Source organism: Candidatus Methylacidiphilales bacterium, assembly GCA_033875315.1.
In the GTDB taxonomy this organism is placed as follows: domain Bacteria; phylum Verrucomicrobiota; class Verrucomicrobiia; order Methylacidiphilales; family CAZTYG01; genus JANRJG01.
This window is the reverse complement of record JANRJG010000041.1, coordinates 77,199-99,252: the sequence shown is the minus strand read 5'-3', so window position 1 is coordinate 99,252 and position 22,054 is coordinate 77,199. Positions and strand designations below refer to the sequence as shown.

The window sequence follows — 22,054 nt, the reverse complement described above, 5'->3', positions numbered from 1 at the left end:
GCTGTTGCCATCGGTTGCCTTCATATTGGCCTGTCGCCTGCCGTCATTCATCCAACCCCCGTTTTCTTCTCCCGTCGCCTGAACATGTCATCTGATCCTAAAAAATTTCCGATGTTTGCTACCGTCATTCTGGCGGGTGGTTTTGGCACGCGTCTGCAAGGTGTTTTGAAAGATCTGCCCAAACCGATGGCTCCCGTGGAAGGTCGTCCATTTGTTGAGTGGATAGCGCGGGCGCTCCACCATCAGGGCATCCGCGACTTCGTCCTGTCAACCGGCTATTTGGCCCACAAAGTGGAGGAACATTTCCACGATGGAATCCTTCCCCAAGCCCGCTTCGTTTGTGTGGCCGAGTCCTCTCCGCTTGGAACGGCCGGTGGATTTCTGCACGCCGCGGCCCAATCAGGATTCCATCCGGGGAGTTGGCTGGTCTGTAATGGAGATTCCCTCGTCGCTGCCCCTCTGGATCCGCTCCTTTCCCTGTTTGCAGATCCTGAAGTGGACGCGGGAGTGCTGGCTTTGTGGCAGGAAGATGCTTCGCGCTATGGCAGCCTGGACACCGACACCGAGGGGCGGTTGCGGGGTTTCCGCGAAAAGAAACCTGGTGCGGCTTGGATCAACGCCGGGGTGTATCTTTTTAGAAGCGCTCTATTGATGGAATTCCCCACCAAAAATCCCCTGAGTTTTGAAACGGAAGTATTTCCCGGATTGATCGCCTCCGGAAAAAATATCCGGGTAGCCCGCGTCGAAGGGGAGTTTCTCGACATCGGACTGCCGGAAAGCTTGGCCCGGGCCGGAGCATTTATCCAACGGAACCGGAGTGTGCTCGCATGAAAATCATCCTAATCGGTGCAAATGGCTTTGTCGGCTCGGCATTCCATCGGCTGCTTGCCAGCGGTGCACATGAATTGATTCCCGTCACCCGCGCGAATTACGCCGCTCACGTCGGCACCCCGGCTGACTTGGTCATTGAGGCGGCCTGTAACTCGAAGAAATTTTTCGCCGAGGAAAAACCTTTCGAAGAATTCGATACCTCGGTGGGACACCGGCTCCGCACCCTCCGTGATTTCCCCGCCGCCTTCCATCTCCATGTTTCCAGTGTCGATGTTTACGCCGATCTCACTTCCCCCTCAACCACCCGGGAAAGCACGGTCATACCCGCGGAACAAACTTCCTACTATGGGTTGCACAAATGGATGGCCGAAGAATTGGTTCGAAAATACGCCAAGGGATGGTTGATCGTCCGCCTCGCCGGCATGGTCGGCCCGGGCCTGCGCAAGAACCCGGTCTATGACATCCTCCACGGTCTACCGCTCCGCATCCATCCGGACTCGCGTTATCAGTTCCTTTCGACGGAGGATGCCGCCCGTCTTTCTTGGACGCTTTTCGAGAAAGGAGCAGCCGGTGAAGTGGTGAATATCTGTGGTCAGGGCACCGTGACCCCCAGGCGGGTTGCCGAAATGGCAGGCAGAACCATGGACCTTTCCGCACTGCCCCCCGATGCCAAACCCCGGATCGTCGACGTTTCGGTGGATAAACTCCTCGGAATCCTTCCGGTTCCCCGCTCCGTGGATACCGTCGCTGAATTTATTGCTCGGAAAATCTGAAGAATCGGTTTTTTGGAGAAAGCCAAAACTTCGAACCCTCAATTGTCGCAAAGCGGGCAGGGGAAAAGCTGGATGGGTGAATACCCGAACGGAAACTAGAAACTAGATACGCCGATATCTGGTCGGGCTTTCAGGATAGTCGGAGGGCGGCTTTGCGGTTTTGGGTGAACCAGGCGAACGTTTTTTCAAGGCCCTCACGCAACGGGGTGGTGCATTCGAAGCCGAGGATATCACGCATCCGTCCGACATCGAAGCCCTTGTCCATCTGTCCGTCCGGCTTGGTGCTGTCCCAGAGGATTTTTCCCTGGTAGCCGGCCAAATTTGAGATGAGTTCGACCAATTCGCGGATGGTCACCCGGGTGCCGGAGGAAATGTTGATGATTTCAGGGCCGCTGTAAACCTGCGCGGCATGGACCACGGCGCGACAGACGTCCTCGATGTAAACGAAATCGCGCTTGGGTGCCCCGGTTCCCCAGGCCGTGATCTCATTTGTGCCGGATTCACGGGCCTCCACATATTTGCGGATGAGCGCGGGGATGACATGGGAAGCGTTGAGATCAAAGTTGTCCCACGGTCCGTAGATGTTGCCCGGCACGAGGACAATGGCATCGAAGCCGTATTGCCGTCGGTAGGCCTTTGCCAGTTCGTGGCCCATGGCCTTGGCCAGGGAGTAAGGGGCGCTTTCCGGTTGCGGATAGCCATTCCACAACTGGTCCTCGCGGATGGGACTGGGGGCGGTCGCCGGATAACTGCATCCGCCCATGAGCCCGACAAACTTTTCCACTCCGCTCTTCCAAGCTTCATGAAGGGGATGGGCCGCCAAGGCCATGTTGCGGTAGCAGAAATCCGCCGGGTAATCGCGGTTGGCCAGAATCCCGCCCACATAAGCGGCCAGATGGAAGACCACCTGGGGACGGGTATCGCGGAACAAGGCGCGCACCTGATCCTGTTCCAAGAGGTCGTAATCTTTGCGGCCCGGGGTGATCAATTCGCAACCCGATGCGGCCAATCGCGGGACCAGGTTGCGTCCAACGAAGCCCTTTGCTCCGGTTACGAGAACCCGTTTCTTCTCTAGGCTATAACTCATAAATTTCGACTTTTCTAAAAGAACCCGTGGGTATAGTAAAGATCATCTCATGGTGATCTCCAAAACCCCCCTACGTGTCAGTTTTTTTGGGGGTGGCACCGACTATCCGGAATACTATGAGGAACACGGTGGGGAGGTGTTGAGCACCAGCATCAATCAGTACGTGTATGTCACGGTTTCGCGCCTGAATCCTTTGTTTGAGCATCGAATCCGCGTGGCTTATTCCAAAACCGAATTGGTCCGCACCGTTTCCGAGATCGCCCATCCCTGTGTGCGCAACGCCCTTGAGTGGCTCGGTATCGATTCCGGCATTGAGATTTCAGTCACGACCGATCTTCCGGCCCGCAGTGGACTGGGGTCCTCCTCGTCCTTCACCGTTGGCTTGCTTCACGCACTCTATGCCTTCAAGGGAAAGCTGGTCAGTCAGGAACAACTGGCCTTGGACGCCATCCATTTGGAGCAAAAGGTCATCGGGGAAAAAGTGGGCAGCCAGGATCAGGTGGCCGCGGCACTGGGGGGCTTCCGCCGGATCACCTTTGCGCGTTCACCGGTCTTCCGCGCCGATCCGCTTCCGCTCTCCTTGGAGCGCAAGGCGGAATTGCAACGCCACATGCTTCTCTTCTTCACCGGCATCACCCGTTTTTCGGAGGATGTGCTGGATGAACAAAAGAAACGTACCCAAGTCAATTTGGCCACCCTTGCGGCGATGCGGGAACAAGTGGCGGCAGCCTCCGAAATGCTATGCGGGAATGCTTTCCATGTCCGTGATTTTGGACGGCTGCTGCATGAGGCTTGGGAGTCCAAACAGCGGCTTTCTTCCAAGATCAGCAATTCCTCTGTCAATGAAGCCTATGACCGGGCCAGAAAGGCCGGAGCTTACGGCGGAAAACTCCTGGGGGCGGGTGGCGGCGGATTTCTGCTGGTGCTGGCTCCGCCAGAGAGTCATGCCGCCGTGACGAAGGCACTCGAACCCTTGGTGGTGGCTGGCGCGGCCTTTGAGGATGACGGGACCCGGCTCATTCATTTGCAATTGTCATGAAAGTCCTCGTTTCGGCCATCGCCTGCAATCCCTACGCGGGCTCCGAAGGGGCCTATGGTTGGCGTGCCTGCCGGGCCTTGGCGGAAGATCATGAAATCTATGTCATCACTTCTGGCGACAACGCCGCACCCCTGGAGCGGGCCCGCAGTGAGGGCTTGATCCCGACGAACCTTCATTTCCGATTTCTCGGCCGACAGGCCAAGTGTTCGGAGAACCGGATGGTGGCACGGCTCCAAAGCTGGAAGGGTTACATGGATTTCAACGCCGCAATCCTTCCCGAGGCCAGCCGATGGCACGCGGAGGTGGGTTTCGATCTTTCCCACCTCGTCACGTACACCACCTGGAGGGTGGGATGTGACCTGTGGCGGTTGCCCGTTCCACTGGTCTGGGGGCCGATCAGCGGAACTGAAGTTTTTCCTTCGAGTTGCTATGGGATCCTCAGTCCATCGGCGTACTTGTTCGAGCAGTTCCGTCGTCTGTCCGGAGTGTGGAGCCGGTTCAACCCAGGGGTGAGGGCCACTGCCCGCCATGCCGCGGTGGTGCCGGTGACCCATGGACAGGCCTTGGAGGCTTTGGTCCCCCTGCGAGGAAGGGCGGAGGGCGTGTTTGTCTTCTGCAATGTTTTCTTTGCTGATGCGCATATCGCGCAATTGCGTCGTCCGGGAACATCATCTCCCCCCCTGGGTCCGCTGCGAATTTTTGGCAGCGGCAACCTCGAAGGGCGCAAAGGCGTGGCCATTGCCCTCCACGCCCTGGCCCAGTTGAAAGCCCGGGGGCTGCGTTTTTCTTATACCATCACCAGCCGCGGTCCGGAACTGGAGCATCTGGTGGCCTTGGCCGCACGATTGGGTTTGGAGCGCGAGGTGTCGATCGGGAACACCCTGTCCCGCGAGGATTTTTTCAAAACCCTTCAATCCTCCGACATTTACCTTCTGCCCAGCCTGAGGGAAGGGGCGGGGCAAACCATGATGGAAGCGATGCTGGCCGGTTGTGCCCCGGTGGTGGCGGATTGGTGCGGGCCTTCGGAGATCGTCACGGAGGATTGTGGCATCAAGATTCCCGTGACCCGGCCCGAGACCATGGCGTCGGCGATCGCGGAGGCGATCCTGGATCTCGATCAGGATCGGGTCCGGCTCATGCAATTGGGAAACCAGGCGAGCAAACGGATTGCCGAGAATTACAACGAAGCCACCTATCGCGAACAGACCCGGCTCTGCTACGAAATGGCGCTGGGGTTGAAAGATTCTAAAATAGCGAAAAGCTGAAATTTCGAAAAGTCGAAAAGTCGAAAAGCGGAAAGCGGAAAGCGGAAAGCCAAAGTTTGCCCGTGCCGTGACGCGTAAACCGGGAAGGGCTGAAGGCCGCGTTTGGCGGGCACGCCATCACGCGGAAACAAGAAACTGGCCAGCAGGAGAAATCAGTCGAGAACTCGGCGGGCGATTTCCTCTCCGATGGACAAAGATGCGGTGGCTGCCGGGCTGGGGGCGTTCAGGACGTGGAGGGCTCGGGGACGTGCGATGAGGGCAAAATCCTGCACCAGGGTTCCGTCTCCGCCCATGGCTTGGGCCCGAACGCCCGCGCCGCCCGGTTCGATGTCGGAAAGCTGGATACTCGGAACCAGTTTTTGCAGAGCCCTGACAAAAAGAGTGGGGCTGAGCGATTGGGCCCATTCCTGCCAGCACATGGATGGGTGCCGGAATAAAAACTTCCAAAGACCCTTATAGGCCAGGGACCCGGCCAGATCTCGGAGATGGATGTCGGTCTTGCGGTAGCCTTCGCGGGCCAGGGCCAGGACTGCATTGGGTCCGGCTTCGATGCCTCCGTGGATGAGCCGGGTGAAGTGAACCCCCAAAAAAGGGAATGTGGGGTCGGGAACCGGATAGATGAGGTGGTTGACCAAGTGGAAAGCCGAAGGTTTAAGTTTGTAGTACTCGCCCCTGAAGGGAATGATCCGGGAATCCGGTTTTTCTCCGGAGAGGGTGGCCACGCGATCCGAATGCAGGCCTGCGCAATTGATGAGAAACGAGGCAGCGTAGTCCCCGGAGGTGGTTTGCAATATCCATTCCGAGTGATGTTCCGTGGCCTTTAGCACCCGTGACGAAGTCGCGATTTCACCGCCGAGTTGCCGGATCTCCGCGACCAGGGCGGCGCAAACGGATTCATAGTCCACAATGCCTTCCTCTGGAACCAGGAGGGCGGCCTGGCCGGCTGCGTGGGGTTCGCGTTGCAATAACTCGGGTTGGGAGAGCAACCGGAGTCCGGACAAACCATTTTGTTGCCCGCGGTCATAGAGGGCGTTGAGTCGGATGATTTCCTCCGGATTCGTCGCCACCACCACTTTGCCACAAATCTCGTGGGGGACGGCATGCTCAGCGCAGAATGCGGTCATTCTACGTATGCCCTCCACGGCCAGCCGGGCCTTGAGGGATCCGGGTTTGTAATACAATCCGGCGTGGAGGACGCCGCTGTTGTGCGTACTTTGGTGGGTGCCGCAGGATTTTTCTTTTTCAAAGAGGACCAGGCGGCAAGAAGGTCGCTTCTTCAACAGGGCCAGAGCGGTGCCCAAACCCACGATTCCCCCGCCGATCACCGCCATTTCAAAAGACTTTTTCATGTTGTATTCATGTAAGAACGCTATGCTCATCTCCTTATGGGCCGGGTCAAGAAATTTGCCGCTTCCATGGCCACGGGCTATCTGGCCATGGCGGTCAATATCGGCTACACCATGGCCAGCATCCCCCTTGCGCTGCACTATCTGGGCAAGGAAGAATTCGGCCTGTGGGCCCTGGCCCAGCAAATTTCAGGATATTTGATGCTTTTGGATTTCGGGATGTCTTCCGCCCTCAGCCGGTTTCTTGCCGATCACAAGGACGAGGCCGAGGGAGACCGCTATGGGAGCATGCTCCTCACCGGTTCCTTGGTTTTTTTGATTCAGGGGATGGTGATTGCCCTCGTGGGAGTGGGGCTGTCTTGGGCTGCACCGTTCCTCTTTGCTGTGCCGGCCGAGTTGCGTCTCGATTTCACCCTGGTCTTGTCCTTGCTCTCAATCGTGGCGGGTGTATCGGTGATGCTGCGTTCCATCGGTTCCCCGCTTTGGGCTTTCCAGCGGCTGGATGTCGTCAATGGCTGCGCCGCGCTTTCCCTCCTGCTCTCGTTGGGATGGATCTGGTGGGCCTTCGGCCGGGGCTGGGGTATTTACAGTCTGGCGGCGGCCGGAGTGCCGGGCACTGTCGCCGGAACGGCCATCGCCCTTGTCATTTGCTGGAGGAATGGTTACTACGCCCGCCCTGGACGCTGGGGGCGTCCTCAGTGGGCCGTGTTCCGGAAAGTTTTTGGATTTGGTAAAGACGTGGTCCTGATGACTTTGGGCTCGCAGCTGGTCAATGCCAGCCAGATCCTGATCATCGGCCGCTTTATCGGTCTGGAAGCGGCGGGGACTTTCGCCGTGGCCACGAAGTTTTATACCCTGGGCCAGCAGTTTGTCGCCAAGGTATTGGAAGGCGCCGCCCCCACGCTGACGGAGATGTTCGTGCGTGGGGAAACCAGCCGCTTCCGGGAACGTCTGGAACAAGTGATCCTGCTGACACTGGCACTGTCTGCGGTCGGGGGCTCGTGTCTGGCCATGGGCAACCGGTCCTTGATCTCGCTTTGGACTTCGGGGGCGGTTTCCTGGACATGGGGAGGTGATGTCTTCCTGGCCGCACTCATCCTCGTGATTGGCGTCAGCCGCTGTTTCGTCGGGGTTTTTGGCATCGTGGGCCAATTGCAGCCGGTGCGTTACCTCTACCTGCTGGAAGGTTCCGTTTTTGTGCTCTTGGCAATTCTGGCGGGCCGCGGCTTTGGACTGTGGGGGATTCTGGTGGCCATGCTTCTGGCCCATTTGTCCACCACGGCATGGAATGCGATGCGTGCGGCGGTGCCGTACCTGGGAAGTCTGCGGACACTCAGGCGGCCGTTTGTCGTGGCTCTGGGAATTCTGGCTCTGGGATCTGTGGCCGGATGGTTGGGCCTGAGGGCGGGTATTTCACCCCTGAGCACGATCTTCCTGCTGCCTCTGACAGCGATGCTTTCCTGCCTGCTTGCCTGGTTTTATCTGTTTCCCTACAATCTAAGGGGTGACCTGCTCGGCCGAATGCGGCGCTGGTTCCCGTTCCCGCCCGTCAAGTGAACGATAAGTTTGACATCTTCCTATGAAAAAACTGACGACCTTCCTTCGGGATCTCTTCATCATCGGCCTGCGACAACCGGCGGACATCGGACATGTACTGGGTATTGCCCGTCATGCAGCGGGTCAGATTGTTGATGCGGCTGCGGACACGCGCACGATCCCGGTTGTGGACATGCAGGAACTTCCCGGCGCACCCGGTCGAACCGTGGTCCAGACCTTCCCCGGCGTGGGAGCCTCCGTCTCACTGGCTGAAGCTGCCGCGCTGGCGGCTTTGTGTCGTTCAGTCCGGGCCAAGCGCATATTTGAATTCGGAACGTACAAAGGAGTGTCCACCACCCAGTTTGCCCTGAATTTACCCGAAGATGGTCAGATCATTACCTTGGATCTTCCGGAGGATCATCCCTGCTACTCCCTGGCCATCACCAAGGAGGAAGAAAGGATGATCGCCGCCGAGGGTGGCAAGGGTGTCCTGGTCCCGGCGGACCTGCGGCATAAAGTGACTTTTCTGAAAAGCGATTCGGCCTCTTTTGAGGTGGCTCCATATGCGGGTTCGATGGATCTGGTCTTTGTTGATGGGGCGCACAGCTACGAGTATGTCAAAAACGATTCTAAAAAGGGTTGGGAGATGCTTCGCCCGGGTGGAATCCTCGTCTGGCATGACTGCGTCCCCAGTCATCCCGAGGTGGTCAAGTTTGTCAAGGAATGTGGGTGGATGCCACAAAGAGTGCAGGGCACGGCCTTGGCCTATGCCCTTCGAAACTAACTTGCTATTGCCGTTCTGATGGTTGTGGCGCGCAAAGAGGGGCTGCATACGTCGTCGCTTCGACAAGGTGCTGTTGCTTCCATGTGTGCAAGTGGAAGGGTGGTTTGATAAGGTTGGGCTCATGAAAATTCTCATCACCACATTCACTTTTCCGCCCAGCAAAGATGGGGTTTCGGAAGCTGCGCGTGCTATGGCGGAAGGCCTGGCAGAACGGGGTTGGGATGTTGTTGTGGCCACTTCCTACGATCCAAGTCGGCTTGATTTTTCACCAATGCCCAATCTTCGGATCATGCAGTTTCATGTCGGAGGGCATCCCCTTCTCAAGGGTGGAGTCTCTGGACAGGTCGAAGAATACAAACGGCTTCTGGAGGAAGAGAATCCTGATTATCTCGTTTGCCACTGTGGTGCGGACACTTGGCCGACTTGTCTGGCGCTGTCCGTTTTTCCCCGCATGCGGGCGGTCAAGATCCAGATAAGTCATGGCTTTTCATTGCAATGCTGGAAACCCGTTGGGACTTTTCCTTGGGGGCTGGGTTACTGGTTGAGATTTCAGCCCCTCGTTTGGTTCCTGCCGCTGATTTTATGGCGTTTCGACGCCCTGGTATTTCTCAGTCAACAGAGGGATTGGAATCGATTCTTTGACCACACGTTGGCCCGGCTTTTTTGTCATCCACGCGTTGAGGTGATTCCGAATGGCACTGACCTGAGGGCATTCGATCTAAAAAAAACCTCCTTTCGAGAGCGCTTTGGGATAGGCTTGGGCCCGATGCTTTTATGTGTGGCGAATTTCAGCACCCGCAAAAATCAAGAGGTGGCTATCCGTGCTTTCCATCGCCTGGAACAGACGGAAGCCTCCTTGGTGTTGGTTGGAAGCGAATTCAACGAGTATTCATCGTATTTGCTGAAGTTAGTGGGAGATCTCTTTCCGGGAAATGAGCGGAGACGTGTGTTTATGATGGAAAGGCTGTCGCGAGAGGATGTTTTGGAGGCTTATCTGGAATGCGACATGACCCTGCTTTCAGCGCGTGAGGAAACCCAGCCTATTGTCCTGATTGAAAGTATGGCGGCAGGAAAGCCGTGGATCAGCACGGACACCGGGTGTGTCCGCAATCTTCCGGGCGGGGTGGTGGTTTCAGGGGAGACGGAAATGACCGAGATGATGAGGCAGATGCTGGATAAACCTGATTGGGCAGCGGAATTGGGACGGCAGGGCCGTCGGGCAGCCGAGGCACAATACAACTGGGGCCGGGTGTTGGATGCCCAGGAAAAGTTGTTGCTTTCTCTACAGTCCCGGGTCCCCGCCAAAATATGATCAAGCGCGTTCTTTATTTCATCCGTCGCACGGCGGCCCACTTTATTCTCAAGGGTAAAGTCATGGACGTTTGGTTGTGGAGACAGACCCGTCGTCTGGCTGCAGAATACTCTTGCTTTGTTCTGGCGGCATCATCGCGCGCCAAACCCGTCCCCTGCCAGGCGCGTGTTTCCAGTGTGCGCAGTCTGAAACGAATTCTATTTCTTTGTGCAAACATGTGGGAGAAGAGAGAGCTGCTGCCGGAACTGCGCAAATTGGCTGAGGTCGACTTCATGGATGTCAGTCCATTTATCCTTCAAGGCCAGGTAAATGCCGACGATCGGTTGGATTTCGAAGCATTACGAAATTCGTGGAAGTCCTCCGGAGAGAGGAGCTACGATGTTTCGGTGGTATATCTCAATGCCGCACTACTCAATTTGGACTTATTGCAAGAGGTGCGCAGAAAAACGGACGGGCTGCTTCTGGGTTTGAATTTAGATGATAAAACCAGTTATTCTGAATTTACGGCCTTTCGCACGTCCCCGCAGAATTACCGGAACTGGGCCCGACACTTTGATTGCAATCTAAGCAATAGCAGGTCCTTGGTTGACATTTACAACGACGACGGTCATCCGTGCCTCTATCTTCCGACTGGGTTTCATTTCAATCCGGAGGTTCATCGTTTCCAGCCGCAGGGCTCGTTTGACTATGAGCTGAGTTTTGTCGGCAGTTGCAAGCACGAACGTCGGAAGTTTGTTGGTGCGCTTCAAGATATGGGGATTGAAGTCAAACTTTTCGGCGGAGGTTGGGAGGGTGCTGAATTCACGGACGAGGGGCCGTCGGTCTATCGGCGTTCGCTGATCAATTTGGGGATCGGTTACAATCTGCCGGGCAGCCAGTTCACCAATCTTAAAAACCGGGATTTTGAGTGCCCGGGCTCCGGGGGATGTTACCTCACGACGTTTGATTGGGAGCTTGCCGATTGTTTCGAGGTGGGAAAGGAAATCCTGTGTTACCGCGATGTGCATGACTTTTGTGAAATCTTCGCGTATTATCGGAGACGTCCTGAACTCTGCAGGAAAATTGCGGAAGCGGGCTATTTGCGGGCCAAGGACCAACACACCTGGGCGCACCGCTTCGCCTCGGTTTTTGTTTCGCTCGGATTCACCATCAATCCATTGAAATGAACATGATTAAAAAAATCCGGTCGGTCCTTGGCGGCCGTTTGAAGCAGTTTCTCGCAGGACGGGACAAAGTGCGCGCCCTCAATGCGGCGCCTGCCCCCGATCCAGAAGCATTATTGGCGGGTTGGGCAAACAGTCTTCATTCCTCTACAGACTTTTATTTGGATTGTTTCCGCTTTTTTCACCGGAAATTGGATCGACGTTTGGTAAGCCACCGGAATTATTTTCAACAAGAGGGCAGGGGCTTTGGGGAGGATGCCTTCCATGTTCTGTGGTGGATGTTGTTCCGGGAATTCCGCCCGGCGCGCTTCCTTGAAATCGGAGTTTATCGGGGACAGATCCTTTCGCTGGCTGCCATGTTGCAGCAGCAACACGACATATCAGGAAGTGTCACCGGGATTTCCCCCTTCGTCCCTGCTGGGGACGCCGTCAGTCGTTATCGAACCGATATCCATTACCTTGAAGATACCTTGAAGAACTTCAGTCATTTTGGTTTGTCCAAGCCGGAATTGGTCCAAGCCTTCTCCACCGATCCGGCGGCCATCGCCCGTCTTCGATCCCAGGAATGGGATGCCATTTACATCGATGGCAACCATGATTACGAGGTGGCCCTGCAGGATTGGGAGCATTGTTCGGTGAGCTTGAGGAAAGGAGGGATCGTGGTTCTGGATGATTCCGGGCTGACGACGAGCTACCGTCCCCCCGCCTTTGCCACGGGCGGTCATCCGGGGCCCTCGCGTCTGGCGGCCGAAGTGGATCGGACTCGCTTCCAGGAAATCCTGCAAGTCGGCCACAACCGGGTTTTCCAGAAAATCGCCTGACATGCGCATCGCCATACTGACCACCGACAGCCGGGATCACTTTGGTCAGTATGACCGGAATGACCCTTATTTTGGGACTGCCCCAGAGGCCTTGTTGGAGGGTTTCAAGGGCATGGAAGCTGTTGAAGTTCACGTCCTTTCTTGTCTTCATCGTCCTATGGTGTCTCCGCCCAAGCTGGCGGATAACATCCATTACCATGGGTTGGCGGTTTCCTCGATCGGTTGGCTGAAAACCGGCTACCAAGGCTGCATTCGGGCGGTACGAAGGAAGCTGAGGGAAATACAGCCGGACATTGTCCACGGCCAGGGCACCGAACGCGATTGTGCCATCAGTGCGGTACTCTCCGGTTTCCCCAATGTACTGACCTTGCATGGAAACATGCGCCTGGTGGCTGCCTTGAACCGGGCCCGTCCCCTGAGCTTCGAGTGGCTGGCCGCCCGTCTGGAAGGTTGGACGCTTCCGCGCGCGGACGGGGTGGTCTGTATCACTTCCTACACGCAACAGGCCGTGGCTGGTCTGGCCCGGAAAACCTGGATTGTGCCCAATGCTGTTGATCCCTCTTTTTTCGAGATCGAGCCCGGTGCAGATGCGGGGGAGCGGCCCTTGATCCTTTGTGTGGGGAACATTTGCCCACGCAAAAACCAGAATGCGCTCATTCGCGCTTTGGATGGAGCCGAGCCGGACTTCGATTTGGTTTTCTTGGGCGGGGTGGGAAGACAAGACCCCTACGGACGGGAGTTCCTGAATCTCATCGAGACGCGCCCCTGGTGTCGTTATGAGGGCTTTGCCAATCGTGTGGTGCTGAAGGAATGGTTTTCGCGGGCCTCAGGCGTGGTGCTGCCATCGTTGGAAGACAATTGCCCGATGGTGGTTCTGGAGGCGATGGCAGCCGGAGTCCCGGTGGCGGCGGCGTCCGTGGGAGGGGTGCCGGATTTGATTGAGAACGACCTAACGGGCATCCTTTTCGACCCGCTTGATGCGGCATCCATGGCTCGCGGCGTCATGGCCTTGTTCGCGGAGCACTCACATGCGATGGCGGCAAGGGCCTGTGCCCAGGCCCGTCTGCGCTATCATCCTCGGGGGGTGGCGGATCGACACGTCAGTATCTACCGTGAAGTGTTGCAATCAGGTCCGTCGTTCGCTTAATAAAACGACCCAATGATTTTCATGAAATACATACCTCATTTGGTTCGGTCCTGTCGCCGGTGGCATTGTTCTGCCACTAGTGTTTCCGTGGTTTTCGGGATATTGTTTTTTGCTTCTGCTGGCTGGAATATCTTCCGTATCAGCGAGCAGGGTTATTGGTATGGGTTCCAGAAGGATTCCCAATCCTTGGTTGAAGTCCGCATGATTGACACGGAGCGCGGTCTTTCTCCCTTGCAGGGAGGCAATTTGAGGCAGAACGTCCCGTTTTTCCAACACAGGGGCATCCTCGATCATGAGTTAACCAAGCCGTATACCTCGCAGTTCGGATTGCAGGGATTCGTGACGGCATGGATCACGGAGGCTGGCATAGGTCCGGCGGTAGCTTGGGTGCGCTATCATGAGATCATAGTCGCCGCATTGACCTGCCTGACCTTGGCGCTCTGGGTCAGATGGATCGGTTTGGAATTCAATACCGCTGCGGCTGTGCTGATGGCCTTGGGTATTTTCTTTGCTCCCCTGCCCGCCAGCATGGGGCGTAATCTTTACTGGGTGCCTTTTACGTTTTATCTTCCTGTACTCGCCGCATGCTTCGGGGCTTCAAGGTGGCTGCGGAATGAACAATCCGCCGACTCATTCGCATCCGTATTGCGTAGTCGGTGGGTTTGGCTGGCCGTGCCATTATTTGTTTTGGTCAAATGTTTGTGCGGCTATGAATACTTGAGCAATCTGGTTCTGGGTTGTGCGGTGCCTTTCCTTTACCTGGGAATGAGGGAGGGGTTGCCCTTCTGGAAAAAAATCGTGCCCAGTTGCGCTCTTGTCTGCGCCCTGGCCTGCACCGGGTTCTTTGTGGCCTTCGCCATCCATCTGGTCTTTGTGACGAAGGTGGTGCTTCCCGATGGTGGGGGCTTCTCTGCCGTGATGGAACGCATCAGCTCCAATACGATTATGCCTGCCCACCCCATGTTTCAAGAGATGCACGGCGTCAAACTCTATACGATGCTGATCATGAAATATCTGGTGGTGGATGCGGTGGATGTGGGGATCAAGATTCCCTTTGGTCGGGGGGATTTTTACTTCTTTAAGGCCACCTACCAAGGGATCCTGGCTATGTTGGGTCTGTACACTGCCGGGGTCTATCTTTCCGGGAAGTATCAGGATCAAAAAGTGCATGCTGCTCTTTGGACCGCGTTGATTTCATGGGGACTTTCCTTCAGTTGGTTGTTCCTCGCCAAAGGGCACCAACATCATTTCCATCTCAACAACTGGATGTTCTGGTTGTATGCCATGCCGTTGACATTCGCTTGTTTCGGACAGGCTTTATCGATTCGGAGCCTGCCTGCATCGGAGACCAGGGTGGGTGCAACTTGAATCGAGTTGAGATTGGGCCGGGCGTCCTCCATTTAAATCCATGGCAGAAATCAACCCTCAAACCCGTTGGTTGAACCGGTTGCGGCGATGGGGCGGCCTGTATTTGCTTTTGCGTGCCGTGCGACGAATCCTGTCCACGGTGTGGGTTGAGAGCTTCCGCCGCTTCGGCTGCGGTCCCTGTTGGGGTGCGGCACGGGGATTTTACTCGGGTTTGGCTGACATCCGTGAAGGCCGGACCGAAGGTGGAGTCCTTCTGGAGGGACAGTCCCTGCCAGTGCTTCCGGCTGTCTCTTTGATCGAACGCGCAAGGATGGATCAGAACGGGCGCCAGCCCTGGCCGGTGTTCTGGTCCCGCCTTCCATCTGCACGTTTGGTCGGCCCTTCGTTGGCAGTCATGGGGCCGGATAAAAAACTGATGATCGAATCTGTCTACGGCGAGGAATTCTGTCGGCGTGACCCTTCCTACCTCTACAGCCGGCTGGGGAAACCGGTCCGTCTCCCCGGACGTTGGACCAGTGTGATCCACAGTTGGTCCGAAGGATACTATCACTGGATCACAGACGCGCTGCCCCGCCTGGCACCTCTGGAGGAATGGCCTTCTGATGTGGGCATCCTGATGCGTGGTCCCCTGCGCTCCTACCAGAAAGAGAGCTTGGAGATGCTGGGTCTCTTGGAAAGGGTCCGCGAGACAGTGGAAGACCATCTTCTGGTCGAGGAGTATTTCTTTTCCTCTCCCGTGGGTATGACCGGATGCACCAATCCCTATGCGGTCGGGTGGTTGCGGCGGCGGTTTCTTCCCTTTGCCGCACCCGGGGAATCGCCGCCTTTTTTTTGCATCCGGCGCAGGGGTAAAACACGTGGTATCCGCAATCAGGAGAGTCTTTGGACGGCTCTCGCTGCGCAGGGATGGGGGGTTGTCGATATGGAGACCTTGTCGTTTGCCGAGCAGATGGGTTGGTTTGCCCGGGCGCGGGCTGTGGTGGGCGAACACGGGGCGGCCTTCACCAACTTGGTTTGGACGGGGCCCGGTTGCGCGGTATTGGAATTGTGTGCGGAGGGCTTTCTCAATGGCTGTTATGAGGGCATCATGCGCTGTGTGGGAGGAAGACACGATTTTCACATTCATCCGTCTAGGCCGGATTGTTCGTTTGAAGTGCCCAGTGGGAGTTTGCAGGCCTGGGTGGAAAGCGTTTCGCCTGTGGAAAAAGGGGTGGCGCATTTGGGAATGGCCAACAGATCGGTCGGGAACTAGAATTTTATCACCGCCATAAAACAACATGCAGTACTACGTGCAAAAACTGGTGATTGGTGCCGTTCTGTTGGCGGGGATTCTCTTGGCTTTTTATTTCGGCATCAATGTGGGAGATGGAGATTACAAGGGCATCCTTCTGTTTGTTGGGTTGAGCGTTGTGTTGGCAATATTCGGTTTGGTCAAAGACAACACATGGGTGTTTATACCCATAGCCATTGTGATCAAATGGAAATTCAACTTCCTTCCCGGGCGGTTCACCGTTTTTGAGTTTGTTATATTGGCTGGTACGGCTTTTTATCTAACCTCCTACCTTTCATTCCAAAAGCGCATGCTGCGGGTGGGTCCGGTCTGGATATGGCTTCCCTTCGCGATTCTTTTTTCCATCATTCTCTATCATTGGTACATGGGCGGTATTGGAATGAATTTGCTGGGGGGAGAGACTTTTGGTGCGCGACGTAACCTTAATTTTATCTTCGCACTCTTGGCCTTTAGCCTGATCCTCACCCTGCGCAAGGGGGACATGATGTCTCTCGAGAGGCTGCCGTTGATTTACTGTCTGAGCACGCTGGTTGCCATTGTGCCGCTCTACATCACCACTTTTTTTCCTTCCACTTCCGGAGTGATTTATCAGTTGTTTGGCATGTACGACGCTTCGGCCTACGAGCAGATGGTCTCAGGTTTTTCGGGGGACGAAGCGGCGAAGCGACAGGGTGAATTGGCCACTTTTACCACAGCACTACAAGTGCTGCTGATCACCCGCTACAAAATCACCTCATGGTGGCATCCCGGACGACTGTGGGTGCTGTTGTTATCCGTGCTCTGTCTTTATGGAACGCTCGCAAGTGGATTTCGCGGTGCGTTGTTTGTGTACGTTGTGGTCAATTCTGTCGCCGCCTTTATGACTTTGCGTTGGAAGGTGTTGCCGTTCTTATTGATCGGTCTTGTTGGCATGGTTTTTTTAACAATGGGGCAAAATAGAGTCTTCAACCTGCCCGTCATGGTCCAGCGAAGCCTCAGCTTTCTTCCTGGAGAGTGGGATGATTCCGCCATGAAGAGCGCGCTGGCCTCCAATGCTTTCCGCGAAAGCATGAAGACAATTTACCTTGAGGAGTTTGCCATGAGGAGCCCCTGGATCGGAACAGGATTTCAATTTGATCCCAGTCAATTCATGAATCGGGGTATACAAGTGGGACTGAATGCTGCGGACGAATCACGCGAGTTTATCACGCGGAAGGACTACCACATTGGATGGATCAGCGTGTATGACACGACCGGGATTGTGGGTTCAGTGGCTTTCTGTCTGCTCTGCTTGGCCTTCCTCCTGAAGGCGGGTGTGTTTATGTTCAAGGCCAGACAGGCTAAACCGGTGCAGATTTGGGCCTGCGCTTATGTGATTGCTGAAGTAATTACATACTTTACCACGTTCGGGGCCCTGCAAAATACTATTGTGCAACTTGCTTGTTATGGTGGAGTGCTTTATGTGGCGCTGGACGATCTGCCGGAACACGAGAGGCAAAAATTGGAAAATCCAGAAATTGGAAAATCCTGAACCAGGCCAGAGGTTGGGGGGTCAGCCGACAAGAAGCTGTTCGTACAGGGATTTGAACTTTTGGGCGATGACTGGCCAGGAATGGGCGATGGGTGTGTGATGGTGGTCGGGGGCGGCGTGGTAGAAGGTTAGCAGGTGTTTGGCGGTGGCTTCTGGGGTGGTCTTTGCCGGGACGTAGGTGGCCGCGTTTCCGAAGCTGCTCCGTGCCCAGGGCAGATCGGCCAGCAGGAGGGGACAGCCGCTGGCCGATGCTTCCAACGCGGACAGGCTCAGGGATTCCATGCTGCTCAACAGGACAAAGCCCCTGGCCTTCTGGTAAATTTCCGCCAAGCGTTTACGGTCCGAAATGCCGCCTTCATACTTCACGATTCCCGCAGAGGCGCGAACGGTTTCGAGGAAGCGCTGGTGATAAGGGTCGGACTCGGCGTAGGGCTTTCCGATGATCCAAACGGGAACTTGGGCGAGGACGGCGGCTTGGGCCAGTTCCAGAACGCGCTTGCGCGGGGTGATGGTGGCGGTGCTTACCAAATAGTCGGAGGATGGACGGCGGACTACGGATGGTGGCAGGAAGAAGACCTCCTCGACGCCATTCGGGATGACGTGAACCTTGGCGGGATCGGCATCGAACATTGCGACCATGAGATGTTTTTCCCAGTCGGTGAGGGCGATGAAGGCGTCTGCTTTTTGATAGGCTTCCCAAGCGAGTTTGGCCGTGAAAGCATGGGGGAGGGCGAACTGGGCGGTCCGCATGATTTGCTTCTGCAGCAAGCGCTGCCAGCCCGGCCGTGAGGCGAGGCCGGTGTGGAGCTCTCCCACGACGACTTTCATGCCTTTGCCATGGGCGAAGTCGATGTAACCGCCGGAGGGGCGGCCGAAGTAGTGGATGATATTGCCGGTCTGGCGGTCGTCCCACCATCGGAGGTATTCGACTTCGACGCCCAGTCCTTCCAAGGCGGCCTTGGTCTGTTCGATCTGGGTTTGAAATCCCCCATGGGCCAGAAGAAACGGGCTGGGGTGGTCGAAGAGGAGTTTCATAGGCAGCGAAGTAAGAAGGTGTAAAAGTAGGAAAGAATAAAGATCGGAAAGGTTGAAGGCTGAATGGGTTTAGGTAGTTTTTACGAGGCATGAAGCGGTTTGCCCAGCGTTTTGAAGACTTGGAAATTTGGCAGGAAGCGCGACAACTTCATTTCCAAGCGTATGTGGCATTGGAATCTTGCAGGGATTTTTCTTTTCGCGATCAGATGCGGAGGGCGGCCCTCTCCGTCATGAACAACATCGCCGAAGGATTCGAGCGGCACACTTCTCGGGATTTTGCCCATTTTCTGGATATGGCCAAGGGGTCCTGTGGGGAGGTGCGCAGCATGACTTACGCAGCAGAGGACATACGGGTATTGTCCGAAAGCAAAACGGTGGAATTGCGCGAGCTTTCTGAAAAACTGTCGAAGCGGATAGCCGCATTTACCAAGCATTTGCGTGATTAGAGCGAGAAGACTTGCTACTTTTCCACCTTAGCACTTTCCTGATTCCCATGACCTTTTCCATCATCACGCCCTCGTTCGGTCAATTGGACAAGTTGAGGCTTTGTATTGCCAGTGTGGCGGATCAGGGGGGGGGGGAGTGCGCAGGTGAAAAGTCGAAAGGTACGCAGGTAAAAAAGTGCGAAGGTGGGAATGTAAACAAGTTTGGACCGGGGGACGTTCCCACTTTATTACCTTCCCCCTTTCCTACCCACGGCTTTGCCGTGGAGCATTTGATCCAGGACGGGGGCACGCCGGGAATTGAGGAATTTGCCCAAGAACTTGGCGAAACCCTGCGTTCCCAATATGGAGGAGAGGCCATCACCGGCCTTCAACCTTTTGAACTTTTACACTTTCGCACCCGATGCGGTTACGCGCTTCGTATTTTCAAAGAGCCGGATACCGGTATGTACGATGCGATCAACAAGGGGATCTCCCGGGCGGAGGGGGCAATCCTGGCTTACTTGAATTGTGATGAACAGTATCTGCCGGACACGCTGGCTGTTGTGGCCGACTTTTTTTCGGGTGATGCCGCCACGGATGTCCTCTTCGGGGATGCCCTGCTGACCCGGGAGGATGGGTCCCTTTTGTCTTATCGTCGCGTGGTGCCGCCGCGGGCACTGCATATCCGTCTGTGCCATCTGGGGGTTTGGAGTTGCGCCATGTTTTACCGCAGGAAGGTGGCCGAGGCCGGTCACCGCTTTCCCGTGGAATGGAAGGCCATCGGGGATGCGGTTTTTGTCCACGGGGTAATGCATGCGGGTTTCCGGGTGGCCGTCCTGCCCAAGCCATTGGCTACTTTCGCCATGGGCGAAGGGAACCTGGGCCAGACTCCGGGAGCTCTGGCGGAGGCGCGCCAATGGCGGACGGGAATGGGCTGGCGGGGTGGGCTGCTGCGTCCCTTCGTCAAAGCCGCGCACTGGCTGGAGAAGGGGTTTGCCGGGGCCTACCGGCGCCGCCATGTCGACTATGCGCTTTACACCCCGCTAAAACCCGGCCAGCGGAGTGCCTTCGTCTGCCGAAACGTCTCCTGGCGTTGGAAGGGGAGCAGGTGAATAAACGGCTTCGCATCCTCCAAGTATTCAACCGCTACCTGCAATACGGTGGCGAGGAAGGGAGTGTTTATCGGATCGGCGATGCGCTGCAAAAACTGCACGATGTGGAATACCTTTTGTACAGCACATCCGAACTGCTCAATCAGAGGTCTTCTGTCTTGAACGGGCTGGCCTCGGTATTCTACAACCGGCAGGTCTTGGAGACGTTGCGGCGCTACCAAGAGGCGGGCAAGTTCCACGTCTGGCAGATCCATAATGTGTTTCCCGCGATGTCACCTGTCGTCTACCGAGAGGCGCTCAAGCGGGGGATTCCGATTGTGCATTATTTGCACAATTACCGGATGTCGTGCGTCAACGGCATGTTTCTGAACCATGGGGAAGCCTGCCAGCGGTGTATCCGGGGAAACTTTTTCGCGGCGGCGAGTACGGCCTGTTGGCACGACAGCCATATCAAGAGCGGGATCATGGGGTTGGTGCTGACGAGCATCCGCCAGATGGACCTTTTTTCGCATGTGAAATACTGGATTGCCATCAGCCAGGCCCAGAAAGACATCCACATCCGCATGGGCGTGCCCTCCGACCGCATCCGGGTCGTGCATCATTTCTTCGAGCCCAAGGGGCCCGCCCTTTCTTTCGAGCAGGCCCGAGATGTGGTTTATGTGGGGAGGCTGTCACAGGAAAAAGGTGTGGGTGTTCTTTTGGACGCGTGGAAGCGGTTGGCAACGGACAAGGTGCGCCTGCGCATTGTCGGCGAAGGCCCTGAATTGACCGGATTGGTCAATAAAGTGCGAGAGGAGCGCATACGGGGGGTCATCTTCGAGGGCTTCAAAAAGCCTGCGGATATTCAGGAAATCTGGCAGCAATCGCTTTTTTCCGTGGTTCCCTCGATTTGGGAGGAGCCATTTGGCATGACCGTGCTGGAATCCTGGGCCCGCGGCCGGGCGGTGCTGGCCTCGCACATCGGGGCCCTGCCCGAGCTGATCCAACATGGGGAAACGGGATGGCTGGCACGTGCGGGCGACCCGGAAGTCTGGGCTTCTGTTTTGGATCACATCCTTTCCAATCCTGAAGAGGCCGCTACCATGGGTTTCATGGGCCGGAAAGGCTTGGAAGAAAAATTCAACGAAGCATGCTGGCTGCGCCAGATGGATTCCATTTACAAGGATATCCTGCCATGAATTCCCAAAGCACCGCCATCGACAAAATAGGAGGCAGCCAGACCCATCCGATGTGGGATCGTCCAGTCCTTACCATGCTCCTGCCCGCGGGTGCAATCTTCCTCTCCTACGCGTTGGATTGGCTGATGCCGAAAGTGCTCATGGCCCCATTGCTGTGCCTGATTTTCTTGGGCCTGATGGCTTTGAATTCGCGTCCCCGGGTGGTGCGGGCATGGGCTTTCGTTTATGTCTTGGTGGTGCTGTGGGGGCTGCTGACCCACTACGGCCCGGATTTCACCATGGAAGAAAAGGCCACGGTCGCGGTCCGCTTGTCCGGCTTTGCCATCACCTGTGGGTTGTTGGTCCTGCTTTCCCGCAACCGGCTTTTTTTGATCCAACAGAAGAAAGATATTTTCAATCTACTGATGGCCATGCCCCTGCCGGTGATCCTTTCCGATGCGGCCGGCATGATCGTGATGATGAATGATTCGGCCAAAGAGTTGATACGAGCAAAAGATGGGGACCTCAACAGTCTTTCCTATTTTTATCTGTTTTCCAATCCCCACGAACAGGGCAAGACGATCGCCGCGTATCTGGATTTTTTGGACAAGCCATCGGGCCAGACGATCGAGACGGCGATCCTGATCCGGCATATGGGTATCCAGGCCAAAGCCAGACAGGTTGCCGTGACCCTGGAGTCCCGCAAATTTCTGATGAGTGTGTTCACGACCTTTTCCCTTTCCAAGGACGTGGCAGGGAAAAGCTGAAATAGGAAAATGAAGGAAACCTGGAGCCGGGTCCGGACTATGGCGGTCCAGAATTCCGCGTAATGCAAATTAGGGGAACTGGGCGGGGTAAAGTAGCGTTGCTTGATCCCAGCGTGCTCGGAGAGTCGTGTGACCGCGTTGGAAGCAGAACGCGACCTCACGCAGCCCGCTCCACCCCAGAACAAGAAATGCATCTAGTTAAACCGGAATGGCTCTAAATTGTAAGACCAGCGCCGGGTGGTCTCGATGAGAAGGTTCCCGGAGGGGCGTTTTCCCCGTAAATGA

Annotated in this window: 20 protein-coding genes; 17 read left to right on the top strand and 3 right to left on the bottom strand. The window is 56.1% G+C overall.

The features are described from left to right. Positions 1-111 precede the first annotated feature (111 nt). Together SFU85_13345 and SFU85_13340 are read left to right on the top strand one after the other, a co-directional pair. The gene (locus SFU85_13345; GenBank protein ID MDX6767762.1) at positions 112-831 is read left to right on the top strand and encodes a nucleotidyltransferase family protein; all 720 of its coding nucleotides are present in this window, start codon (positions 112-114) and stop codon (positions 829-831) included. Beyond that, positions 828-1,604: an NAD(P)-dependent oxidoreductase gene (locus SFU85_13340; GenBank protein MDX6767761.1), complete on the top strand. Its 777-nt coding sequence runs from the start codon at positions 828-830 to the stop codon at positions 1,602-1,604. Before SFU85_13345 ends, SFU85_13340 begins: the two co-directional genes overlap by 4 nt. A 130-nt stretch (positions 1,605-1,734) precedes the next feature. On the opposite strand, the gene SFU85_13335 is transcribed toward SFU85_13340, so the two are convergent. Beyond that, positions 1,735-2,691 (bottom strand): GDP-L-fucose synthase, encoded by a 957-nt coding sequence (locus tag SFU85_13335; protein ID MDX6767760.1) that lies wholly within the window; start codon positions 2,689-2,691, stop codon positions 1,735-1,737. Positions 2,692-2,740: 49 nt separating this feature from the next. Here SFU85_13335 and SFU85_13330 point away from each other — a divergent pair, with 49 nt between their 5' ends. Both SFU85_13330 and SFU85_13325 read left to right on the top strand, forming a co-directional pair. Continuing rightward, complete coding sequence (locus SFU85_13330) at positions 2,741-3,730, top strand: hypothetical protein (protein ID MDX6767759.1); 990 nt, start codon at positions 2,741-2,743, stop codon at positions 3,728-3,730. Beyond that, the gene (locus SFU85_13325; protein ID MDX6767758.1) at positions 3,727-4,995 is read left to right on the top strand and encodes a glycosyltransferase; all 1,269 of its coding nucleotides are present in this window, start codon (positions 3,727-3,729) and stop codon (positions 4,993-4,995) included. The genes SFU85_13330 and SFU85_13325 overlap by 4 nt, the downstream gene beginning before the upstream one ends. 152 nt (positions 4,996-5,147) lie before the next feature. Here SFU85_13325 and lhgO read toward each other — a convergent pair whose 3' ends face one another. Then, entirely contained in the window at positions 5,148-6,344 is a 1,197-nt protein-coding gene (gene lhgO / locus SFU85_13320; GenBank protein MDX6767757.1) for an L-2-hydroxyglutarate oxidase, read from the bottom strand. Between the two features lie 36 nt (positions 6,345-6,380). On the opposite strand from lhgO, the gene SFU85_13315 reads away from it, so the two are divergent. The 9 genes from SFU85_13315 to SFU85_13275 all read left to right on the top strand — a co-directional run bounded on the left by SFU85_13315 (position 6,381) and on the right by SFU85_13275 (position 17,273). Beyond that, positions 6,381-7,898, top strand: a complete 1,518-nt coding sequence (locus SFU85_13315) for an oligosaccharide flippase family protein (protein MDX6767756.1) — start codon at positions 6,381-6,383, stop codon at positions 7,896-7,898. A gap of 22 nt (positions 7,899-7,920) precedes the next feature. Further along, positions 7,921-8,661, top strand: a complete 741-nt coding sequence (locus tag SFU85_13310; GenBank protein ID MDX6767755.1) for a class I SAM-dependent methyltransferase — start codon at positions 7,921-7,923, stop codon at positions 8,659-8,661. Positions 8,662-8,782: 121 nt separating this feature from the next. Then, on the top strand, positions 8,783-9,973 hold the full coding sequence (locus SFU85_13305) for a glycosyltransferase family 4 protein (GenBank protein MDX6767754.1): 1,191 nt from the start codon (positions 8,783-8,785) through the stop codon (positions 9,971-9,973). Beyond that, complete coding sequence (locus SFU85_13300; GenBank protein ID MDX6767753.1) at positions 9,970-11,139, top strand: glycosyltransferase; 1,170 nt, start codon at positions 9,970-9,972, stop codon at positions 11,137-11,139. The genes SFU85_13305 and SFU85_13300 overlap by 4 nt, the downstream gene beginning before the upstream one ends. Before the next feature lie 275 nt (positions 11,140-11,414). After that, positions 11,415-11,957: a class I SAM-dependent methyltransferase gene (locus tag SFU85_13295; GenBank protein ID MDX6767752.1), complete on the top strand. Its 543-nt coding sequence runs from the start codon at positions 11,415-11,417 to the stop codon at positions 11,955-11,957. Between the two features lies 1 nt (position 11,958). Beyond that, positions 11,959-13,104, top strand: coding sequence for a glycosyltransferase family 4 protein (locus SFU85_13290; protein MDX6767751.1), 1,146 nt, complete (start codon positions 11,959-11,961; stop codon positions 13,102-13,104). 12 nt (positions 13,105-13,116) lie between these two features. Next, positions 13,117-14,472, top strand: a complete 1,356-nt coding sequence (locus SFU85_13285) for a hypothetical protein (protein ID MDX6767750.1) — start codon at positions 13,117-13,119, stop codon at positions 14,470-14,472. Between the two features lie 40 nt (positions 14,473-14,512). Further along, positions 14,513-15,724, top strand: a complete 1,212-nt coding sequence (locus SFU85_13280) for a glycosyltransferase family 61 protein (protein MDX6767749.1) — start codon at positions 14,513-14,515, stop codon at positions 15,722-15,724. A gap of 25 nt (positions 15,725-15,749) precedes the next feature. Then, the gene (locus SFU85_13275; protein MDX6767748.1) at positions 15,750-17,273 is read left to right on the top strand and encodes a hypothetical protein; all 1,524 of its coding nucleotides are present in this window, start codon (positions 15,750-15,752) and stop codon (positions 17,271-17,273) included. A 21-nt stretch (positions 17,274-17,294) separates the two neighbouring features. On the opposite strand, the gene SFU85_13270 is transcribed toward SFU85_13275, so the two are convergent. Then, positions 17,295-18,308, bottom strand: a complete 1,014-nt coding sequence (locus SFU85_13270; GenBank protein ID MDX6767747.1) for a glycosyltransferase — start codon at positions 18,306-18,308, stop codon at positions 17,295-17,297. A gap of 89 nt (positions 18,309-18,397) precedes the next feature. On the opposite strand from SFU85_13270, the gene SFU85_13265 reads away from it, so the two are divergent. The 4 genes from SFU85_13265 to SFU85_13250 all read left to right on the top strand — a co-directional run bounded on the left by SFU85_13265 (position 18,398) and on the right by SFU85_13250 (position 21,769). Further along, positions 18,398-18,754 (top strand): four helix bundle protein, encoded by a 357-nt coding sequence (locus tag SFU85_13265; GenBank protein ID MDX6767746.1) that lies wholly within the window; start codon positions 18,398-18,400, stop codon positions 18,752-18,754. A 260-nt stretch (positions 18,755-19,014) separates the two neighbouring features. Next, positions 19,015-19,845, top strand: a complete 831-nt coding sequence (locus tag SFU85_13260) for a hypothetical protein (protein ID MDX6767745.1) — start codon at positions 19,015-19,017, stop codon at positions 19,843-19,845. After that, complete coding sequence (locus tag SFU85_13255) at positions 19,842-21,023, top strand: glycosyltransferase family 4 protein (protein MDX6767744.1); 1,182 nt, start codon at positions 19,842-19,844, stop codon at positions 21,021-21,023. The genes SFU85_13260 and SFU85_13255 overlap by 4 nt, the downstream gene beginning before the upstream one ends. Continuing rightward, entirely contained in the window at positions 21,020-21,769 is a 750-nt protein-coding gene (locus SFU85_13250) for a PAS domain-containing protein (GenBank protein MDX6767743.1), read from the top strand. Before SFU85_13255 ends, SFU85_13250 begins: the two co-directional genes overlap by 4 nt. Positions 21,770-22,054: the final 285 nt, after the last annotated feature.